Origin of the sequence: Tamlana sp. I1 (genome assembly GCF_015355625.1) — a bacterium.
Classification (GTDB): domain Bacteria; phylum Bacteroidota; class Bacteroidia; order Flavobacteriales; family Flavobacteriaceae; genus Pseudotamlana.
This window is the reverse complement of the sequence record NZ_JACLAF010000009.1, coordinates 102816-123053: the sequence shown is the minus strand read 5'-3', so window position 1 is coordinate 123053 and position 20238 is coordinate 102816. Positions and strand designations below refer to the sequence as shown.

Annotated in this window: 14 protein-coding genes and 1 pseudogene; 8 read left to right on the top strand and 7 right to left on the bottom strand. The window is 33.7% G+C overall.

Going from position 1 to position 20238, the window contains the following annotated elements:
• Window positions 1-12: 12 nt before the first annotated feature.
• From H6X70_RS09780 to H6X70_RS09750, 7 genes and pseudogenes are all read right to left on the bottom strand, one after another.
• Window positions 13-1596: pseudogene (locus tag H6X70_RS09780) on the bottom strand (RagB/SusD family nutrient uptake outer membrane protein).
• Window positions 1597-1736: 140 nt separating this feature from the next.
• Complete coding sequence (locus H6X70_RS09775) at window positions 1737-3245, bottom strand: SLC5 family protein (protein ID WP_194767496.1); 1509 nt, start codon at window positions 3243-3245, stop codon at window positions 1737-1739.
• Between the two features lie 844 nt (window positions 3246-4089).
• Window positions 4090-5631: an SLC13 family permease gene (locus H6X70_RS09770; protein ID WP_194767495.1), complete on the bottom strand. Its 1542-nt coding sequence runs from the start codon at window positions 5629-5631 to the stop codon at window positions 4090-4092.
• A gap of 386 nt (window positions 5632-6017) precedes the next feature.
• Complete coding sequence (locus H6X70_RS09765) at window positions 6018-7796, bottom strand: patatin-like phospholipase family protein (protein ID WP_194767494.1); 1779 nt, start codon at window positions 7794-7796, stop codon at window positions 6018-6020.
• 41 nt (window positions 7797-7837) lie between these two features.
• Entirely contained in the window at window positions 7838-8869 is a 1032-nt protein-coding gene (locus H6X70_RS09760) for a LytR C-terminal domain-containing protein (protein WP_194767493.1), read from the bottom strand.
• 18 nt (window positions 8870-8887) lie between these two features.
• Window positions 8888-9832, bottom strand: coding sequence for a CHAT domain-containing protein (locus H6X70_RS09755; protein ID WP_194767492.1), 945 nt, complete (start codon window positions 9830-9832; stop codon window positions 8888-8890).
• A gap of 9 nt (window positions 9833-9841) precedes the next feature.
• Window positions 9842-10771, bottom strand: coding sequence for a DNA/RNA non-specific endonuclease (locus H6X70_RS09750; protein WP_194767491.1), 930 nt, complete (start codon window positions 10769-10771; stop codon window positions 9842-9844).
• Between the two features lie 225 nt (window positions 10772-10996).
• On the opposite strand from H6X70_RS09750, the gene H6X70_RS09745 reads away from it, so the two are divergent.
• The 8 genes from H6X70_RS09745 (at window position 10997) to H6X70_RS09710 (ending at window position 20157) form a co-directional block, all read left to right on the top strand.
• Entirely contained in the window at window positions 10997-11581 is a 585-nt protein-coding gene (locus H6X70_RS09745) for a TetR/AcrR family transcriptional regulator (protein ID WP_194767490.1), read from the top strand.
• Between the two features lies 1 nt (window position 11582).
• A complete protein-coding gene (locus H6X70_RS09740; RefSeq protein WP_194767489.1) occupies window positions 11583-12248 on the top strand; it encodes an NAD(P)H-binding protein in 666 nt (221 codons plus the stop codon).
• A gap of 4 nt (window positions 12249-12252) precedes the next feature.
• Window positions 12253-12885 carry an NAD(P)H-dependent oxidoreductase gene (locus H6X70_RS09735; protein ID WP_194767488.1) on the top strand — a complete coding sequence of 211 codons (633 nt, stop codon included), beginning with the start codon at window positions 12253-12255 and terminating at the stop codon, window positions 12883-12885.
• An 11-nt stretch (window positions 12886-12896) separates the two neighbouring features.
• Window positions 12897-13895, top strand: coding sequence for an NADP-dependent oxidoreductase (locus tag H6X70_RS09730; RefSeq protein ID WP_194767487.1), 999 nt, complete (start codon window positions 12897-12899; stop codon window positions 13893-13895).
• A 20-nt stretch (window positions 13896-13915) separates the two neighbouring features.
• Window positions 13916-15076, top strand: a complete 1161-nt coding sequence (locus H6X70_RS09725; protein WP_194767486.1) for an iron-containing alcohol dehydrogenase — start codon at window positions 13916-13918, stop codon at window positions 15074-15076.
• A gap of 393 nt (window positions 15077-15469) precedes the next feature.
• Window positions 15470-16378: an alpha/beta hydrolase gene (locus tag H6X70_RS09720; protein WP_194767485.1), complete on the top strand. Its 909-nt coding sequence runs from the start codon at window positions 15470-15472 to the stop codon at window positions 16376-16378.
• Window positions 16379-16440: 62 nt separating this feature from the next.
• Window positions 16441-17394, top strand: coding sequence for a tRNA dihydrouridine synthase (locus H6X70_RS09715; RefSeq protein ID WP_194767484.1), 954 nt, complete (start codon window positions 16441-16443; stop codon window positions 17392-17394).
• Between the two features lie 540 nt (window positions 17395-17934).
• Complete coding sequence (locus H6X70_RS09710; RefSeq protein ID WP_194767483.1) at window positions 17935-20157, top strand: nitric-oxide reductase large subunit; 2223 nt, start codon at window positions 17935-17937, stop codon at window positions 20155-20157.
• The last annotated feature ends 81 nt before the right edge of the window (window positions 20158-20238 follow it).

Sequence of the window (20238 nt, the reverse complement as noted above, 5' to 3'; positions counted from 1 at the left end):
AATTTTATAATTTTAATATCCAGGATTATTACCTGATTCGGCCATCAATGGATTACTATTAAGTTCTGAAGTTGGAATAGGGTAAAGTAGATTGTGTGTCTCAAACCCGAACCCTTCAGGTGCATAAGGATAACCGAAGTCTGTAGAAGTCCAATTGTCTAGATTTATTATGCCAGCTGCGTGCCACCTTCTTAAATCCGTCCATCTTATACCATCCTAAGCTGCTAATTCTCTGTAACGTTCATCCATAATGTTTTGCATCGTTACCGAAGGTAATGCAAGTGGTGCAGCTGCCTCTGTCCCATTAGGAGTTGAGAAACGCGCACGCTCTCTAATATCATTCACTTGCATCAAGGCATTTGCCTGATCTCCAATTTGTAAATAAGCTTCAGCTACAAGTAATTTGACATCTGCATATCTTAATAAACGTGGATTATTTGCAGAACCTAACAACCATGTATCATCATAGTTATTTCCTCTTTCCGCTTTTACATATTTTACATAGTGATAGCCATTAAACCTAGTCCAATTAGGATCAATAAACCACAATGACCAATTTAAATTATCTGGATTGCTACTAAAAGTTTCTTCAGCACGAGGATCATTGGAGTCAAAAGCACCTATGATCTTTTGTGTAGGTCCAAAAATGCCCGAACTATAATTCCCCCAGTGAGCAGTAAAGTAGTGGTAATACGCTCCCATTTGACCTACACCGCCACCGAAGTCATTATTCAACCACGCATTCTCTTGTGTCGCATTAAAACTCGCTTGGTACTCAAATAAAGATTCCATATTGTTCTCTGTTCGATAATCAAAATTATCGCCAAATTGAGGCATTAAAGAACGTGTTGTAATTTTTGAATATGCCGCAATCGCCTTAGTATAATACTGTAAGTCCTTACTATAGTTAGCACGCATTACATATGCTTTTACCAATAAACCATAAGCTGAATCTTTAAATACTCTACCTTTATTACTATTATCCCAATCTACCGGTAATAAAGCAGTAGCTTCTTCTAAATCTGCAATAGCAAAATCAAGAGCCTCAAAATCCTGAGACGGTGGCAAGTAAGCATCTTCAGGAGACCCTATTCTACTATCCATTACAGGAGCCTTTCTAAACATATCCCATAACTTTATGTGACACCAAGCTCTTAAGAACTTCATCTCCCCTTCATTCCAATCTTTTAAATCTGCAGTCTCATAAAGTTTACTAACTTCAGGTTCTTCTATTTTTTCTAAAACAAAATTTGTTCTAGCCAAAAGTTCGTAATACCTCTTCCAATAATGATTCACGAGACCACTACCAGCAGTAAGTCCTGAAAAGTTTTCAAAAGAATTACCTTCACCGTCAAAGGTTACATCATCTGCAGGTAATAAAATAGCGCCCTGTGGGCTAGCAGCATTTAGTTGCGCGCCGTAAATATCTGCTAACTTAGCATAGGCTGCTCCAACGGCTTGTTGGATTCTGAGTTCTGATGAAAAATAGGTCTCTTCTAATTCCTGTCTTGGTTTTACATCCTCCAAATCGGCTTCACAGGAGCTTATAAAAGCTACAAGACCAAGGAGTAAAAATTTTATTTTATAATTTTTCATGTTTTTTTAATTTTCTGTTTTAATTTGTTTCAATGATTTAATTCCACATTAAATTGGTGAATTATTAATATTTCTTACGATTTGTTATTTTTTTTAAATACATAATATCACCAATAAAACACAAACCTAATCCCTACATATTAAAGCTTTATGTTTAATCCCGACACAAATGTTGTTGGGGTAGGAAACCTCGAATCTTCTGGATCTAAACCAGAGTAGTTAGTAATGGTAAAAAGGTTTGAAGCCCCCATATATATACGGCAAGCTGACATCCCTATCTGATCAAGAAGTCTTCCTGTAAAGTTATACCCCAATTCTAAATTAGTGAGTCTTAGGGCCGCATTACTGGTAGTTCTTTTCCAGAACAGTCCTGTAAGAAAAATACACAACACCCCAGGAGTAACAAATCCAGTATATTCTTGAATAAATGCGAATAATTTCCCCATTGATGCAATTGCAGGTGTTACTAGGACAGCAATAATTAAAGAAATCCCTGTAACTATTCTTCCCATTTTCACCATTTGATGACTGCTTGCATTTGGATTAATACTAACTCTATATACGTCCATTGTGAAAATTGTAGCCACACTATTACACATAGAATTTAAAGAAGATATTATGGCTGCAATTAATGACGCAATTACTAAACCAGAATATCCTACAGGAAGTAATTCCCTTATTAAAACAGGGAAAGCTTCATCTCTAGTCCCAATTCTATCTGTAAACAATTCACTAGCTATAACCCCAGGAATCACAATAATAATTGCTACAATTATTGACAATACTGAAGCAAACAGCAACCCATTTTGAGCTTCTTTTAAGTTTTTAGCTGCCAAAGCTCTTTGAATTATATATTGGTTGCAACCCCAATAACTTAACGCTGCTATCCAAAGGCCTCCAAAAAAGACTCCAGTCCAAGGTAATTCTTGATGAGAAGCAGGTAGAATTGTATGAAATTTATTTGATTGTACTTCTACAAGTTTTAAAATGCCATCTATTACCCCTGCCTCAGAATACTTTAGAGCTACCTGATCTAAGCCCAACCAAACAACGGCTAGCCCTCCTACAATAAGAACTCCAACTTGAATAAAATCTGTCCAAGCAACAGCCGAAAGTCCGCCATAAATAGTATAAATTGCTGAAAAAACTGCCAAACCAATTACGCCATACATAATTGGTATTCCTAAAACAGCATGTAAAGTAATTGCACCTAATGAAAGTACACTAGTTAAGTTAACGAAGACATACACTAAGATCCAAAAAACACTCATTAAAGTACTCACTTTACTCCCAAAACGTTTTTTTAGAAATTCAGGCATACTATATATTTGTCCCTTTAGAAATTTTGGAAGAAAATATTTCCCAACAATTAAAATAGAAATAGCTCCCCCAATAAGGGAATAAGATATCACAGCTATTCCACTTTCAAAAGCAGTGCCATTCATACCAATAATTTGTTCTGTTGAAATATTAGAAGCAATAAGGGATGATCCAATAATCCACCATGGTAAGGAACGTCCTGCTAAAAAATAATCTTCAGCATTGCGTTTATGTCCTTTTGGCTTACGAGATACGTATATGGCAACTCCTATAACTAACAAAAAGTAAATACCAAAAACCACATAATCTAATAATTCCAATGTTTTCATAATCTATTAGTTAATCCTACAAATTTTAGCCAACAATCTAACCTCTTTACCTAATTAAGTTTGATAAGAAATTTCTTTTTATTATGAATTAAAATAGAGAGAGAGATATTACGATCATTAATATTAAAATGTAGGTTGTATTAAAAAACAAATATAATATTTTACTTGTACATACAAGTTGATTCTTGTAAAATATTTGAATTTTTTCGGATTCAACATAAAAAATACCCTAACTACGGCTATGCTTTATTTTTAAGTTTTTTTATAAAGAAAAAATCATCATTATATTTTACAGTAATTTCAATACAGAATTGGTACTAATTATATTTTGGTTTGAAATGGTTTGATTATGCAATTGCCTGTTTTCCTTTAAACATCCCTGTTTAAACGGTCTATCTGTGGCAAAGAATGGTTTATAAATAAGTAGATTCGGCAGCATATATAGCTGCTATTCAAAATTCACCCATTGTACATCTACTCCCTTAGTAAGGTGACCTTTGTTAATATTACTTTCTTCATCGTTTACATGTTTGAGTGAAATTGACTATAAACAATAGAGTTTTATTTCTCTTAAACTTTTTAATTACGGAATTTTAACGTTTCTAACTAAGCTTAACACGTGTTTAAAATTTAGACTTATTTTATTTAACTGAATATCAATAAAACCCACGCTAAAAATGATTAAACAAGATAATTGCTAACTTTAAAAGCGTATTTATCATATTACTATAAATTAAATCATAAGTAGTAGCTCTTTTGTTATATAGAGCGCGTCTAATATTACTTATTACGAGCCTTTCTACAGTAGCAATAAAAATTAAAATAAGTATAAATTTTCACGGAACTAATGCTTTACCGTTTCCGGGATTTGTTCTGCCCATTTTGGAAAAACTGCGGGATCAATATTGAAAATTATAGTCCCCCAAAGCATAGTCATTAAAACAATAATAAGGACCGAAAAAACATTAACTATAAAGCCTGTTTTTACCAATTGCATCATTTTTAATTTTCCTGTACCAAAAACAATGGCGTTTGGCGGTGTGGCAATGGGCAACATGAAAGCCATGGATGCTGCCAAAGTCACAGGAATCATGATTAACAGCGGATTTACTCTAATTTCTGATGCTAAACCAGACATAATAGGTAGTATCATCTCTGTGGTTGCAGTGTTAGATGTAAACTCTGTAAGTGTAGACATTAACGCGGTTAAAGTGCCAACAAGCATTACGGGCGATAGCTCTTTTGTGTCGCTTAACAGGCCGCCAACATAGTTTGATAGCCCCGAATCTATAAACCCTTTAGCTAAGGCAAAGCCACCACCAAATAGAAAAACAATATGCCACGGAATTTTAAGCATAATGCTCCAAGTTACCAGACCTTCATTTTTTTTGGATGAAGGTATTATAAATAATAATAAGGCTATAAACATAGCTACCGTACCATCATTTAAATACTTCGGATTTTTAAAAACAGAACTCCATCCCGGAATATTTACAAACCCAAGATTTAAATCGGCTCTAAAAACCCATAATACAGCAAGAGCGACAAATAAAACAAAAACGCGCTTTTGTTCTGTGGTGATTTTTCCTAGTTCTGCATATTTATTTTTGAAGAAATAGGCATCTAATTTTTCAATGTTAGCTTTAGGTTTAAAAGTGATGTAAAGCAATACCAATGAAAAAATAAAAATCATCACCGTAATAGGAAATGCGAAGGAAATCCATTGTCCGAATGAAATTTCTGGAGCATTAGGGTAAATAATTTCGAAAATTCTTAGAAATGATAAATTTGGTGGTGTCCCCACAAGCGTTGCAATGCCACCTATAGAACAGGCATGAGCAATGCAAAGCAGTAAACCCGCAGCAAACGAACTCATGTTTACCTTGCCATGTACTTCCTCTAAAGCTGTGGTTACCGAAAAAGCAATAGGAAGCATCATCATAGCGGTTGCGGTATTAGACATCCACATGGATAAAAATGATGAAGCGAGCATAAACCCTAGTAAAATTCGAAACGGACTCCCGCCAACTACAGCTAAAATTTTTAAGGCGATACGCTTATGAAGGTCCCATTTTTCCATGGCCAATGCCATAATAAAACCACCAATAAACAGAAAAATAACATAGTTAATATAGGCGTTGGAAATGGCTTTACCATCTAAAACACCAAGCACAGGAAATAAAATAATAGGAAGAAACGAAGTGACGCCAATGGGTAAGGCTTCGGTAACCCACCAAAAAGCCATTAACAAAGCAATTGCTGCGGTATAGGTAACTTCTGGTTTCCCTGGTTGAAGATCTACGAAGAAAATAATCCCGAAGAACACAAGGAGTCCAACGGCTATTAATTTCATGTTAATCGCTGCTTTTTGTTCTAAACTTGCCATAGAATATTGCTATTTGATTGGTTTTTAAGCTGATGATTATTTTAAGCAATTAAAGAAGAATTTTGCAAAGGATTAGAATTTAGAGCTATAAATTTTAATTTGAATAGTTTTTGTTTGAAGATAAATAGTATGGCTAATAGATTGAACATCCCTAACCCCCATCTTTATAATACTTCAAACAAAGGGATTTTATTTTTAGCAGAAAACTCAGATCTAAAGCTTTATGTCTGGCTGAACTTGCCGAAGTCATAATATTTAGAATATAAAAAATTATTACAAATTACTGTTTATAGATGTTTTACGCAAATATGGATAGGTTTTGAGTAATTATACCTAGAGGAATTATAGGGGGCGTTCTTTAAGCAACAAATGAGTTTTTAAGACAATTACATCCCCCGTTTTGCAAAATCCTCTTCAATGGTTTTAATTGTCCATTTAGTTACAGATTTTGAAAGTTTATTGATTACAATGCCTTTTGTTAAACCCCATATCCAACCTGAAAATTTATCATTCAGCTCTAATTTTAAAATAGCTTTTACACGATTTCTAATGGGTTTTTCTAATTTTTCGAAGGCTTTTTTATCAAACTTAGGGAAATCTTGAACCTCATATCGCGACGGATTTGATTCATCATCAGCATCTAATTTACTTACATCTGGAATTATTGGCATGTAAATTTTCTTGGAGCCATCTTCATCTTTTACAATTTTTCTAAATGATTTAATCGACTCATCACTAATATTATAGAATAGGTTATTTGAATCGTTTTTATCACATTCCATAAACATTAAACCTCTTAAAAAGTTCTTTGCATTTTTACGTCCCAGGAAAAAATCATGCTTTCTAAATTCAATATCAATAAAGCCTCCAAAACCACCAATACCGCCTGTGGCTAAAGGCGGATGATCGGCTTCTTCTAACGATCCTAATTTTAATTTTCTAGGAAAGGCCATAAGCTTAAACAACCCAATACCATAAGTATCACTGTGTTTATTTCGAGCTTGATTAAGTATGGTTGGAATTAAACCACCAACAATACTCATAATACTACTTTTTTGATAGTTTGGTGTTTCAGTGCTAAGTTTATCCTGAAAATTTGGAAAAGGATCAATTAAAATTGTACCATATTTTGGGTTTAGAAGGTCTTCCGGACCATGTTTTTCAACAAGACATCGTAAAACTTCATCGAAAGGCTCGTTGTTAATCGCACCACCATCTACCGCTGTAAACTGAAATGGCCCTTTGGTATCCAAGCTCAATTCAATATCCATTTCGGCATTAAACGCTTTTCGTTTTGTTAAACTGTTTGAGATGTATGCCTTTGTAAATTCAATATCAAAATAACGCGGTGCCAAGCCAATTGGGAATGCGCCTGTTGCTTTGGTGACTTTGATTAAAAAATCTCGATTGGATGGTATGGGCTTGCCCGAAGAAGTTTCAAAATTCTTAGAAAACGGACTAAAAGGCAAGAATTTATCTTTATCGGCTACCCCATCGTATTTTAGTTTAAAATGCGCCACAACATCATGATTACTAATGCGATGCCCTGGCGTAGAATCCATAAACTTAGATTTTATTTTGCTAAACTTTACCTTATAATCTAAAGGACGTAGGCTTGTAAGCGTTAATAAAACACGAAAGTCTTTAGAGATGTATTCAGGGAGTTTATTTGGCGAAGCATCCTCAGAAAGCGATTCAAAAACACGTTCTGCTATCCTATCAATGGGTTTCGAGTTTAGTAACGATGGGGCGGTTTTATTCGTTTCTAAATCGTTATTAGTTAGCATTTTTTCGAAAGTTGTTTTGCCTGTTTTTCGGCCGTCGTACAAACTATCGTCATCATCAAGAAACACCCAACTATCATAAAGTACATTGCCGGTTTTGGTGTGCGACACTTCTTTAACAGGCTCTAATTGATCTGAACACAAAGCTAGGGCAGAAATCATACTCACCATCCCTCCTGCCGATGCGCCACCTATGGCATCGATAATAATATTATGATTGGGAATTTTGCTATTGGGATTGTTTTCATTTTGCTTTTTTGCCGCTTCCCATGCATTAAGTGCTTCTAGCATATAATCCATAAAACCTGCTGTATAAGCGCCCGCAGAAACAGCTCCTGCCATAGTTAAACCTAAATGAAAAGTGTTCGATTTTTCGGCCATAATGGTTAATTGTTTATTTAATTTTTTAGAGTTAAAAAGTGTTAATTTCCGTTATAATGAATAATAAACAGGTGCTTCTTTTCATTTTCGCCTACACCATAACCACCTCCCATTTTTACATCAAAATCTGTAACAGCACCTTGGTTTACAGACATTTTATTGATGAGTTCTGTAAGTGTTTTGGCGATAGACACAGCTTTATCTTTATTAGTTGCATGGTAATATAGCACTGTTGATTTATTTGAGAAAAATGATGGTTTTTCAGGCCAATCAGGATAAAGCGTTACAGGAAACCCTTGAGCCTCCAGTTTATTTCTAATAGCTATTTTAATGCTATTATTAGGTTTAAAACTATATATTCTAATATAAGTTTTGGCATTTTCATTAATATTAGATGCCGTTTTTTCAAAACCTATTTCTATAGCATTTTGCTTCCATTCAAAACCTCTTGCACTTAAAAATGGTTTTAAATACTCAATTTGCACGTTGTTTTCAATCAGTTTATTATAGAGTACATCTACGTATTTTTTGTTTAAATTCTTGCCAAAATATAAAGTGTTTACTTTATTCTGTCCATCATCGTTAGGAACTTTTCGGTAGTTAATATGAAAACTAGGGTCGTTAATACTGCGTATGGCTTTTTCAACTAAATTACCATCAGCTTTGCGTTTATAATAACGTACAACAATGGTGTCTCTAGCAATGGCTTTTATATTGTTTACTTCAGCTTGAATTAGATTAATTTTCTGTCTAAGCGTATTATTAATGCCTTTATCGTTTTTAATTTCATTAATTTTTGATTGTACCATTTTAAGGGCTTGTTGCAGAGAATCTTCACGTTTTATTTTTTGAATATAATTAATGGAATCTTTTATTTCAGTTTCTTTAATTTGTTCGTTATTATACTTAAAAATAATTTCTTCGTCCTTTTGTTTTTCTTTTTCTAGATAGATATTATACATAAATAAACCAGCAAAAATAAGTAAGCCTATTATGGTAATGGTTATAGCGGTTCTATTTGCTTTTTTATTTTTTGATTCGTACTCTTTAAACTTTTCATTAAAGTCATTCATAATAGTTGATTTAATAAATTATTTAACAATGTTCCAAAATTGCTGGTTTAGATTTTTTGCGGTATCGTTAGCGGACTCAGGAATTGGAGGTGTTTGAAGCCTTTCCATAAATTGTTTAATTTCGGTTTCTAGTAGCATCAATAAGGTTAGAGAGTCTTCAATTCTATCAAGTTTATCTTTAAACCATTTAATCAAGCCAAGAGGTAGCAAGCCTACGAGTGTATAAAGTTTATCTTGGCCAGAGGTTAAAGAAACGATTATAAGGAGAATAGAAATTAAAATGGTAACCCCAATTAAGATATAATAATCGCGTTTTCGTTTCTCGCGTTTAGCTCTAATTAAGGTGAAGTTTTCTGTAGGTACAACTTCAACAGGTATTTTTTCGGATGTATTATTGCTCAAAACAAGGTTAGTAGAACCAAATAAAACAGGAATGCTTTCTTCTCCAAAACCATCGATACCCACAACATCTACAGCTGTTCGAAATGAATTCATAATAGTTTTTCCCTCAAAAAAAGATGTGTAAAATGCTCTTGAAAATGTTAATGCAGTATCATTAGGAACTTCATTATTCATTCCAATAACTACTTGATCTTCAGTTACAATAAAATCTTGATTCAAACTAAAACAAGCATTCATAAAAACACATTTTAGATTAGGTTTATAATTCTGAATAAACTCACTAAACATGCTAATTGATAATTCTTCCTTTTCATTTTCTTCATCATGAAAATAAAGCACGCCATCTGCACTACCATGTCCCGAAATATGTAAAATATGAGGTTTGTAACTTTCAAGGCAACTATGTAGCATGTCCTTGGTTACTGCGCCTTTAGATTTAATCTCAAAAAAATCTCGATTTGCAGAAGCTACACGAGATTCTTCAATATTATTTTCTTCCGTATCAAGGAATAAGTTGGTTGTACCAATGGGATTTACCTTTATGAGTAATATTTTTATCACAGCTGTAAATTAAAGAGTTATATTAATTATGGCTTTTTTGATATCTTTTGTTTTATCTGACCGTACATTAACACCAGAAACAATAAGCTCTTCAGGTGTTTCTTCTACAAAATTTTCCGCAGCTTCATGAAACTTCAGTCCTGATAATTTTTCAATAAAATCAACACGAACTTGGTAGGTTTCAGCATCTTTAAAAGTCATAAATAAATCTGATTCTAGTTGCTCATCGCTCCTAACAACCGGTTTTACAATCCGTCGTTTTTCTAATAGTTTTTTCTGACTGGTTAAAAAAGCGGTTCTATGAAGTTTATCATTATTTTGATAGTAAATTACTTTCCAAAATAAATAAGGAAGTTGGATGACATCTTCTTTTATTTTTGTAACAAAATCTGGGTCATTATCCAAAAAAATAGGACCTGTAAATAAATTAATTTTAATTTGTTTTGAAATGGTTTGATTATGCAATATGTAATCTTCAATTTGTCTCCAAATACCCCTATTTAAACGATCTACCTGTGGCATGGCATTGGTGTAGAAAAAAGTAGATTCGGCTGCAGCTATAGCTACTTTTCGATCTTCACTCCACTGTACATCTTCTCGCTTAGTAAGATGACCTCTGTCAAAATCACTTTTTTCAGCACTATATAATTCGTAACCTAATTGTTCAGTTTCAGGAATTCGCGAATCTTTTTTCCATGTATCCCCTTTACCTGAAAACAACTCATTTCTAGTGATTTCCTTAAAAAGATTACCATGAATATTGCTTGCTGTGAAATAAGGGAATTTTCGAAATGGATTTTGAAACACACTGTAATTTATATAGTCTAGGTAATAATGTGCAGTGTCTAAACTATGCGTCTCAAATTTTTCAATTTCCTTTGAAGAAATCTCAGGAATAGAAACATCATACTCTCCCATAAAAGAACCTATGTAGCTCATTGTTAGATGTCTTTAAATTATAATTCTTTAATAGGGAGAAATAAATATACTTAAAATTTCTTAATTATTTGTTATAAAAATCAACTTTATATCCGATGTAAAGACTTACTTTCTTTTTCTATACATGCTATTTATTAAAAAAATCTATTTTAGAACTCCATAATTCTTTGTTAAAAAAAGAATGAACGTTCATTTTTTATTATCTTTGCATCAGATTTCAAAGTTATGATTAAGCTTCAAAAAAGTATCGACAAACGAAATGCGCTAATTAAAGCCACCATCGAATTGGTTAACAACAATGGTTTTCATGCCACGCCAATGAGTAAAATTGCAAAAATGGCCAACGTGTCGCCTGCAACTATTTATTTGTATTTTGAAAATAAGCAGGATTTAGTCAACAAAACTTATATAGAAGTCAAAACAGCATACACAAATTATGCTTTTGAAACCTATAATGAAGAGATGACTGTTGAGGAAGGTTTCGAAATTATATGGAAACGTATCGCAGATTTTAAACTTACCGATTGCGAAAACGCCATGTTTTTAGCCCAATGTGATAACACGCCAATGATTGATGAAGCCAGCAGAAAAGAAGGGATAAAACATTTACAGCCCCTACTCGACCTTTGGGAACGCGGCCGCAAGGAAGGTGTTATAAAGCCAATTTCCGATTATTTATTGTACGCCTATTCAATAAATCCTTTGTCTTTTTTAATGATGACTCAAAAAAGAGGCGCGTTTGTTTTAGATAAAACACATATGGAAGAAGCTTATCAAGCGGCTTGGAGCAGTATAAAAATGTGCAAATAAGATGAAAAAAACAGCCATTATATTAGGCGCTTCAGGGTTAACAGGCAGCCATTTACTTCAAAAATTAATTGAAGATGTGCGTTATGAAACCATCAAATTATTTTCACGTTCAAAAATTGAAGGTTTACCTAAGGAGGTTGTTCAGTTTACAGGAAACATTTTAAAATTAAATGACTTTAAAACTGATTTTACAGGCGATGAAGTTTATTGTTGTATCGGCACAACAACAAAGAAAACGCCTGATAAATCCCTTTATAAACAAATTGATTACGGTATTCCTGTACATGCTGCGCAACTTTCAAAAGAAAATAACATCGCTACGTTTTTGGTTATTTCAGCCCTAGGCGCTGATAAAAACAGTAAAGTTTTTTACAATAAAACTAAAGGTGAAATGGAAGCTGCTGTCTTGAAACAAAGCATTGCGAACACCTTTATATTAAGGCCTTCTTTAATTGGTGGCGAACGAAATGAAAGCAGATTTTTAGAAAAAATGGCTTTGGTTATTTTTAAAATCATCCAACCATTATTTATTGGAAAATTAAAAGCATATAAAATTATTAACGCTGAAAGTATCGCGAAAGCCATGATACATTTAGCAAACAATTCATCGTATAAAGAAGCGATAATCCCTTCAAACGAAATAAAAAGAATAGCAAATAAAAATTAGTACTATGGAATTATTAGATAAATTAAATTGGAGATATGCTGCAAAAGCCATGAATGGTGAAAAAGTAGCCGAAGATAAAATAGAACGCATTTTAGAAGCGGCACGTTTGGCACCAACATCAAGCGGCTTGCAACCTTTTGAAATTATTGTGATTAAAAACCAAGAACTTAAAGATAAAATTAAACCGGTAGCTTGGAACCAATCGGTGATTTCAGACTGCTCGCACCTACTCGTTTTTGCGGCTTGGGATACGTATACGGCAGACCGAATTAATTATATGTTCGATTTAACCAATGACATTCGCGGATTTAAAAACGAAGGTTGGGAAAATTACCGCCAAATGTTATTAAACTCTTATCCGCAAAAGGATGCTGAAGAAAACTTTAATCATACCGCAAAACAAGCCTATATTGCATTTTCGCAAGCGCTTGCTGCCGCTGCTTTTGAAGGCGTAGATGCGACACCTATGGAAGGTTTTGATCCTGCTGCGGTTGACGAAATTTTAGGCTTACGCGAAAAAGGCTTACGTAGTGCCGTTTTGTTACCTTTAGGGTACAGAAAAGACGATGCCGATTGGTTATCAAACCTTGTAAAGGTTAGAAAACCAATGGAAGATTTAGTAACGGTAATAGACTAAAAAGTAAGATTATGGTAAAAAGCATTTTATTAAAAAAGAGACCCCAAGGCAAACCTTCTGTTTCAGATTTTGAGTTTGTCACCGAGGACGTCGATTTACAGATTAACGAAGGAGAAATTCTTCTTGAAACCAGCTACGTTTCTGTAGATCCTTATTTAAGAGGTCGCATGAGCGATGCCAAATCTTACGTCCCTCCTTTTGAATTAAATAAACCTATTCAATCTGGAATTGTTGCTAAAGTAATGGCGTCTAAAAACGAAAAATTTGCTGTAGGCGATTTTGTTTCCGGCATGTTAGCTTGGAAAACACAGCAAACCTCTACCGGTGAAGGTTTAACAAAAGTAGATGCTTCAAATGCTCCTTTAAGTGCCTATTTAGGCGTTTTAGGTATGACAGGTTTAACGGCTTATTTAGGTCTAAATCAAATAGGAAAACCAGTTGCAGGAGAAACTTTAGTGGTTTCTGGAGCTGCTGGTGCTGTTGGAAGTATTGTTGGTCAAATTGGAAAAATTCTAGGCCTTCATGTTATTGGCATTGCAGGCACCGATGAAAAAATAGAGTTGCTTAAAACAGAATTTGGTTTTGATGCTGGCATCAATTATAATACGAGTAAAGATATTAATGCCGAGCTGAAAAAACTTGCTCCAAATGGTGTCGATATTTATTTTGATAATGTTGGTGGGCCGATATCCGATGCGGTTTTATTCAATATTAACAAGTTTGCAAGGCTTATTATTTGTGGAGCGATTTCTGTTTATAATAATACAGATATCCCCAAAAGTATAAGTGTACAACCATTTTTAGTTAAAAACAGTGCCTTAATGCAAGGTTTTATTGTCTCTAATTATGCTGAAAAATTTCCAGCGGCCATTACACATTTGTCACGTTGGTTGGCCGAAGAAAAATTAACCTATGCGGAAACCATAGTTGATGGATTTGACCAGATTCCGAATGCTTTTATCGATTTATTTGAAGGTAAGAACAAAGGAAAAATGATTGTTAAAATTTAATAACCAAAAAGAAAAACAAGATGAACAATTTTGAATTTAAAAATCCTACCAAAATTATTTTTGGAAAGGACACCATAGAAAAACTAGAAAATGAAATTCCTAAAGACGCTAAAGTTTTATTGCTATATGGCGGTGGAAGCATCAAAAAAAACGGTATTTACGACCAGGTTAAAACAGCGTTATCAAAAGTAAAGGTTATCGAGTTTGGTGGCATTCCTGCAAACCCCGAATACGCTATTTTAATGAAGGCTTTAAAAGTGATTAAAGAGGAAAATATCACCTTTTTACTAGCTGTTGGCGGAGGTTCTGTTATTGATGGCACTAAATTTTTATCGTCTGCAGCACTATTTGAAGGTGACACCCCTTGGGACATTTTAACTAAAAACATAAGAACCGAAAAAGGCATGCCTTTCGGTACGGTTTTAACCTTGCCAGCAACAGGTTCGGAAATGAATTCTGGCGCAGTTATTACCCGCGAGGAAACTAAAGAAAAGCTAGCCATGGGCGGTCCTGGTTTGTTTCCAGAGTTTTCTATTTTAGATCCTCAAGTAATTAGTTCTATTCCCGAGCGCCAATTAGCAAACGGTTTAACCGATGCTTTTACACACGTTTTAGAGCAATATATGACGTATCCAATTGGGGCTTTGTTGCAAGATCGTTTTGCTGAAAGTATTTTACAAACGCTTGTAGAGGTGGCTCCAAAAGTTTTAAAAGACCCAACCGATTATGAAGCAGCTGCTAATTTTATGTGGAGTTGTACTATGGCCTTAAACGGCTTAATACAAAAAGGAGTGCCAACCGATTGGGCAGTTCATGCTATGGGGCACGAATTAACGGCTTTATTTGGTATTGATCATGCCAGAACTTTAGCGGTAATCGCGCCAAGTCATTACAAGTTTAATTTTGAAGCTAAAAAAGAAAAATTAGCACAGTATGGTGAACGTGTGTGGCATATTTCCGAAGGAAATACAGAAGATAAAGCCTATGCTGCCATCGAAAAAACAGTAGATTTTTTCCATCAATTAGGCATTGATACCAAATTATCAGATTATACAAATGATTACGAGGGGACTGCTGAAGAAATTTCAAAACGCTTTACAAATCGTGGTTGGCTAGGACTTGGCGAGCATCAATCGTTGTCTCCAGATAAAGTTGAAAGGATTGTAAAAATGGCTTATTAATTTTAAAAGTACATATGTTCTGAAATCGTTTCAGAAATTATAAAACATTTAAAAGTTTTACTATTTATAGAAAAGGTTGTCTTAATTGGGCAACCTTTTTCGTTTTATACGAAGGTTGGTTTCTAATGAAATGTTAATGAATACCCCCTAGAGAGGATTATAGGGTGTTTTTAGAGATATTAACAATCAGTAGTTTACAGCGAAAATCAACTTTGTTTCATTTCTGGAAAAGATTCTAGTTGTTTAGTTGCATTAATAATGGGATGCTGAAACAAGTTCAGCATGACTAAAAGCTATATTTTATACTAGCGCGAACTCATTAAAATATCCTATTCAGCAGTTATTTATTAAAAATTCAATTTAAATTAGCACTTAAAATTAACTCAATTTCTAATGATGCGCTGTATTTTATCTAGCCTTTTCTTAACACTTGTTTTTTCCGCGGTAAGCGCACAAACACGCTATATTGATAGTGTTTTTGATGAAATAGATGTGCGAACTTTTAGATACGCAATTAAAGGTAAGGATACCTTAAAACTTGATATTTATGAGCCTGCAGCAGACACTTTAAACAAGAGACCTTTAATGGTTTTAGTACACGGTGGTGGTTTTTATAGCGGAAAAAGAGATGATAGTTATATGGTGTCTATGGCAAAAAATATAGCTAGAAAAGGATATAATGTGGCGAGCATAGACTACCGCTTGGTTCACGATCATAATCAAGTAAGCTGTCATGAACCTCAAAAAGAAATCTTTAAGGTTTATAAAAAAGGCGCTCAAGATGTTTTAGATGCTTTGTTGTTTTTAACAAATTATAAAACCGATTTCGAAATTGATGCTTCTAAAATCATATTAATAGGGAGTAGCGCTGGTGCGGAAACCATTTTAAATATTGCTTACAATCGCGAACTAATCACTAAAAGTTCAAGACATCGAGCGGTTAAAATTGCAGCTGTAATTTCTATTTCGGGAGCTGTTTTTGATACGAATACCATTGGAAAAGATAATAATATTCCTGGGGTGTTTTATCACGGCGACAAAGACCCCGTGGTGCCTTATGATAAAGCGGCGCATCATTCCTGTAATGTTTTTGATAAAGGGTATTTTATATTAGAAGGCTCGAAAAAAATCACCGATAAATTAGCCGATCTAAACAGTAGTTTCCTTTTGTATACCTACAAAGATAGAAAGCACGATATTTTTAATCTTCCTAATAAAGATTTGCATCAAGCCTTTATTTTTGTTAGAAATGTGATTTACGATAATGAATTTTTTCAAGGTAGAATTAAAAAGACTTTATGATATGCATGTGATGCAATAAATCATCAATCAATTGTCCTATCTTTGCCCAACTAAATAACAGGATGGCTTCTACTCTACTTTCATCGCCTTTACAAGGTTTTACCGATTTCAGATTTCGAAATGCTTTTAACCATTATTTTGGTGGTATTGATACTTTTTATGCACCGTACATTCGGTTAAATGGTAAACTGAAAATTAAGCAATCGTATCAAAACGATTTATTGCCTGAAAACAACACGACTTTAGAGGTCATTCCGCAAGTAATTACTAACGATCCCGACGAGTTTTTATTTGTTGCCAAGTACGTACAAAGTTTAGGATATAAAGAGTTAAATTGGAATTTAGGTTGCCCGTACCCCATGGTAACAAAATCTGGAATGGGTTCTGGATTAATTTGCAACCCCAATAGAATTAACGACGTTTTACATAAAGCACATAACGAAACCGATATTCTAGTGTCTATGAAAATGCGAATGGGTTACGAAAATGCTGAAGAAATTTTAGATGCTTTTCCTGTTTTAGACCAATATCCGCTTAAAAGTATTGCCATACATGCGCGCATTGGAAAGCAACTTTACAAAGGCCCTGTGAATTTAGATGCTTTTGAAAAATGCATCAGCAGTACTAAGCACAAATTGTATTATAATGGCGACATAACAAGCGTTTCAGCATTTAAAGCCATTGAAAAGCGCTTCCCAGAAATCGATCACTTTATGATTGGTCGTGGCTTAATTGCCGATCCGTTTTTACCAAGTATGATAAAAAATAACACGACTTCATACCCAAAAGACCGTTGGGCTATTTTTTCAGAATTTCACGATACAATTTATCAGCAATACGACGCGTATTTGTCTGGCCCAACCCCTATAAAGATGAAAATGTTAGGATTTTGGGAGTACTTTTCACAAGCGACATCAAATCCACAAAAAACTTATAAAGCCATTAAAAAGGCTTCAAATCCTGTAAAATATAGGCAAGCTGTGAGTCAAATTATTAAAGCAGAAAGTGTTAATTAACATCTCCTTAATTTCTCATTTCAATATTCGTAAATTAATTATAATCTTTTTTCATAAGGTTTACAAACAGACTAATATCTTATATCGTTAATAAACTTCCGCTTTTTGTATTTACTTATCATATTTTTTTTCTAAATATATCGTAATTATTTTCTTTTAAAATTCAACTTGAATCCTAATTTTCAGAAGGTTAATAAAAATCTGAATTTTTAAATAGGATAAATTTGTCCTATTTAAAATATTGCTTTAGATTTGTTAAAAATTTTATAAAACACCTTTAAAAAAGTCGTTTATGAATCACAAAAAAAAAACTAACAGTGAAATAATTGAATGATGATATTTTAGAAATATCATTATTAAAAGCATTAACAGCCTAATTTAATGGTATTAATAGCAGACTACTCCTTGGTGAGTTTGAATGCAAAGGCCAAGATATATGAGAAACTAGGAAAGTGAAAATAACATCCAGGCTTGACAGATCAAGCCCAATGAAAAATAAAACTTAAATAATAACTATAGAACAATAAAAAGCTTAACCTCATGAAAAAAATATGGATTACATTTATTAGTGTTGTCGCCTTATCATTCATCGCACTAATTTGGGTTGGAACTGAAGTGTACCAAACCCAACCCCCACTTCCAGAAACTGTTATTGTTAAAGGAACAGATACTGTTTTATACACCAAAGACGATATTCAAATTGGTCAAAATGTTTGGGAATCTATAGGCGGTATGGAAGTCGGCTCTATCTGGGGACACGGAAGTTACGTCGCACCAGATTGGACTGCAGATTGGATTCACAAAGAAGCTACTTACATGTTAAACGCTTGGGCTAAGAATGATTTTAATAAAAGTTATGATGCCTTAGATGTTGAACAAAAAGCAGCTATTAAAGCACGTTTAATTAAGGATATTAGAACAAATACTTTTAATAAAACTGATAAATCGATTACTATTTCTGAAATGCGATTGGCTGCTATTAAAGAAAACATTAAACATTATACGTCTATTTTCTCTGAAGGAAAAGCAGAATACGCTATTCCTGTAGGTGCTTTAACTAACCCTGAAAAACTAAAGCAATTAAACGCTTTTCTTTTTTGGACCTCTTGGGCTGCTAGCACGAATAGGCCTAGTAAAGACTATACTTATACCTCTAACTGGCCTCATGAACCTTTAATTGATAATATTATTACTGATGACTCTATAATCTGGTCGGGACTATCCATTGTGTTATTACTTTTATTCATTGGTATTCTAACCTATTATTACTTATTAAATCATGAAAAAGGAGAATCCCTTGAAAAACCAGAAATAGATCCTTTAACAAATTTGAAACTTTTCAAATCTCAAAAAACGATCTTAAAATACTTCTTGGTCATTTCCTTATTAATAGCTCTACAAGTACTTTTAGGAGCTTTAACAGTACATTATACCGTAGAAGGTCAGGCGTTTTTTGGTTTCGATTTATCAAGTTTCCTACCCTATTCCATTACAAGAACATGGCACACACAATTGGCTGTATTTTGGATTGCTGCAACTTGGTTAGCAACAGGTTTATTTTTAGCGCCTATGATTTCTGGGAAAGAAATGAAATACCAACGTTTTGGTATTAACTTCTTGTTTTTTGCTTTATTGGTAATCGTTTTAGGTTCCATGGCAGGAGAATGGTTAGGTGTACACCAATTTTTAGATTTAACAACAAATTTCTTTTTTGGACACCAAGGTTATGAATACATGGACTTAGGTCGTTTCTGGCAAATTTTCTTAGGTATTGGCTTAATTCTTTGGGTGATTATGGTAAGTCGTCATATTATTTATGCTATTCGTAAAAATGATGCTTCAAAACATTTATTAATCATCTTATTAATATCTGTAATGGCTATTGGTATGTTCTTTTTCTCTGGACTTATGTACGGTGAAAACAGCAGCTTACCTGTGATAAACTATTGGCGATGGTGGCTGGTTCACCTTTGGGTAGAAGGTTTCTTTGAAGTTTTTGCTACCGTAGTTATTGCATACATTTTTTCTCAAATGAAAATCATTTCAGCAAAAACTGCTGGGCGTGTTTCTGTAGCGTCAGCTTCTATCTTTTTAGCTGGAGGAATTATAGGAACCTTACATCACTTATATTACTCAGGAACTCCTGTACAAGCGATTGCTTTAGGGGCTACATTTAGTGCATTAGAAGTAGTACCTTTAACCCTTATGGGCTTTGAAATTAGAGAAAGTTGGAGCCATTTAAAAAGCACTCCATGGATGCAAAAATACAAATGGCCTATATTTTTCTTTATTGCTGTGTCATTCTGGAATTTTGTTGGTGCCGGTGTTTTCGGTTTCCTAATTAATCCTCCTATTGCTTTGTATTACATTCAAGGTTTAAACACAACTGCTGTACATGCACATACCGCTTTATTTGGTGTATATGGGATGCTGGGCATGGGATTCATTTTAATCTGTTTACGTTTTTATTCTGATAGGGCTTGGCAAAGTAAAAAACTAAAACGCGCTTTTTGGTTACTAAATATTGGTCTAGTCGCCATGGTTATTTTTAGTTTACTTCCTATCGGGATTATTCAAGCATATACCTCAATAACTCAAGGGTATTCATTCGCTAGAGAATCTGAATTATTATACTCCCCGACGGTTCAAACTTTAAAATGGTTAAGAATGATTGGAGATATTATCTTTTCTGTAGGTATCTTTTATTTCTGTTGGTTTACTATTGAAGAAACGATTTACAATTTTAAACGAAAAACAGAATAAGTATTACATTTAAATATGAAAGCGATAGAAAATAGAGTGTTGTTTTTACTCTCTATTTAAACTATCTATTAAAAAACTAAC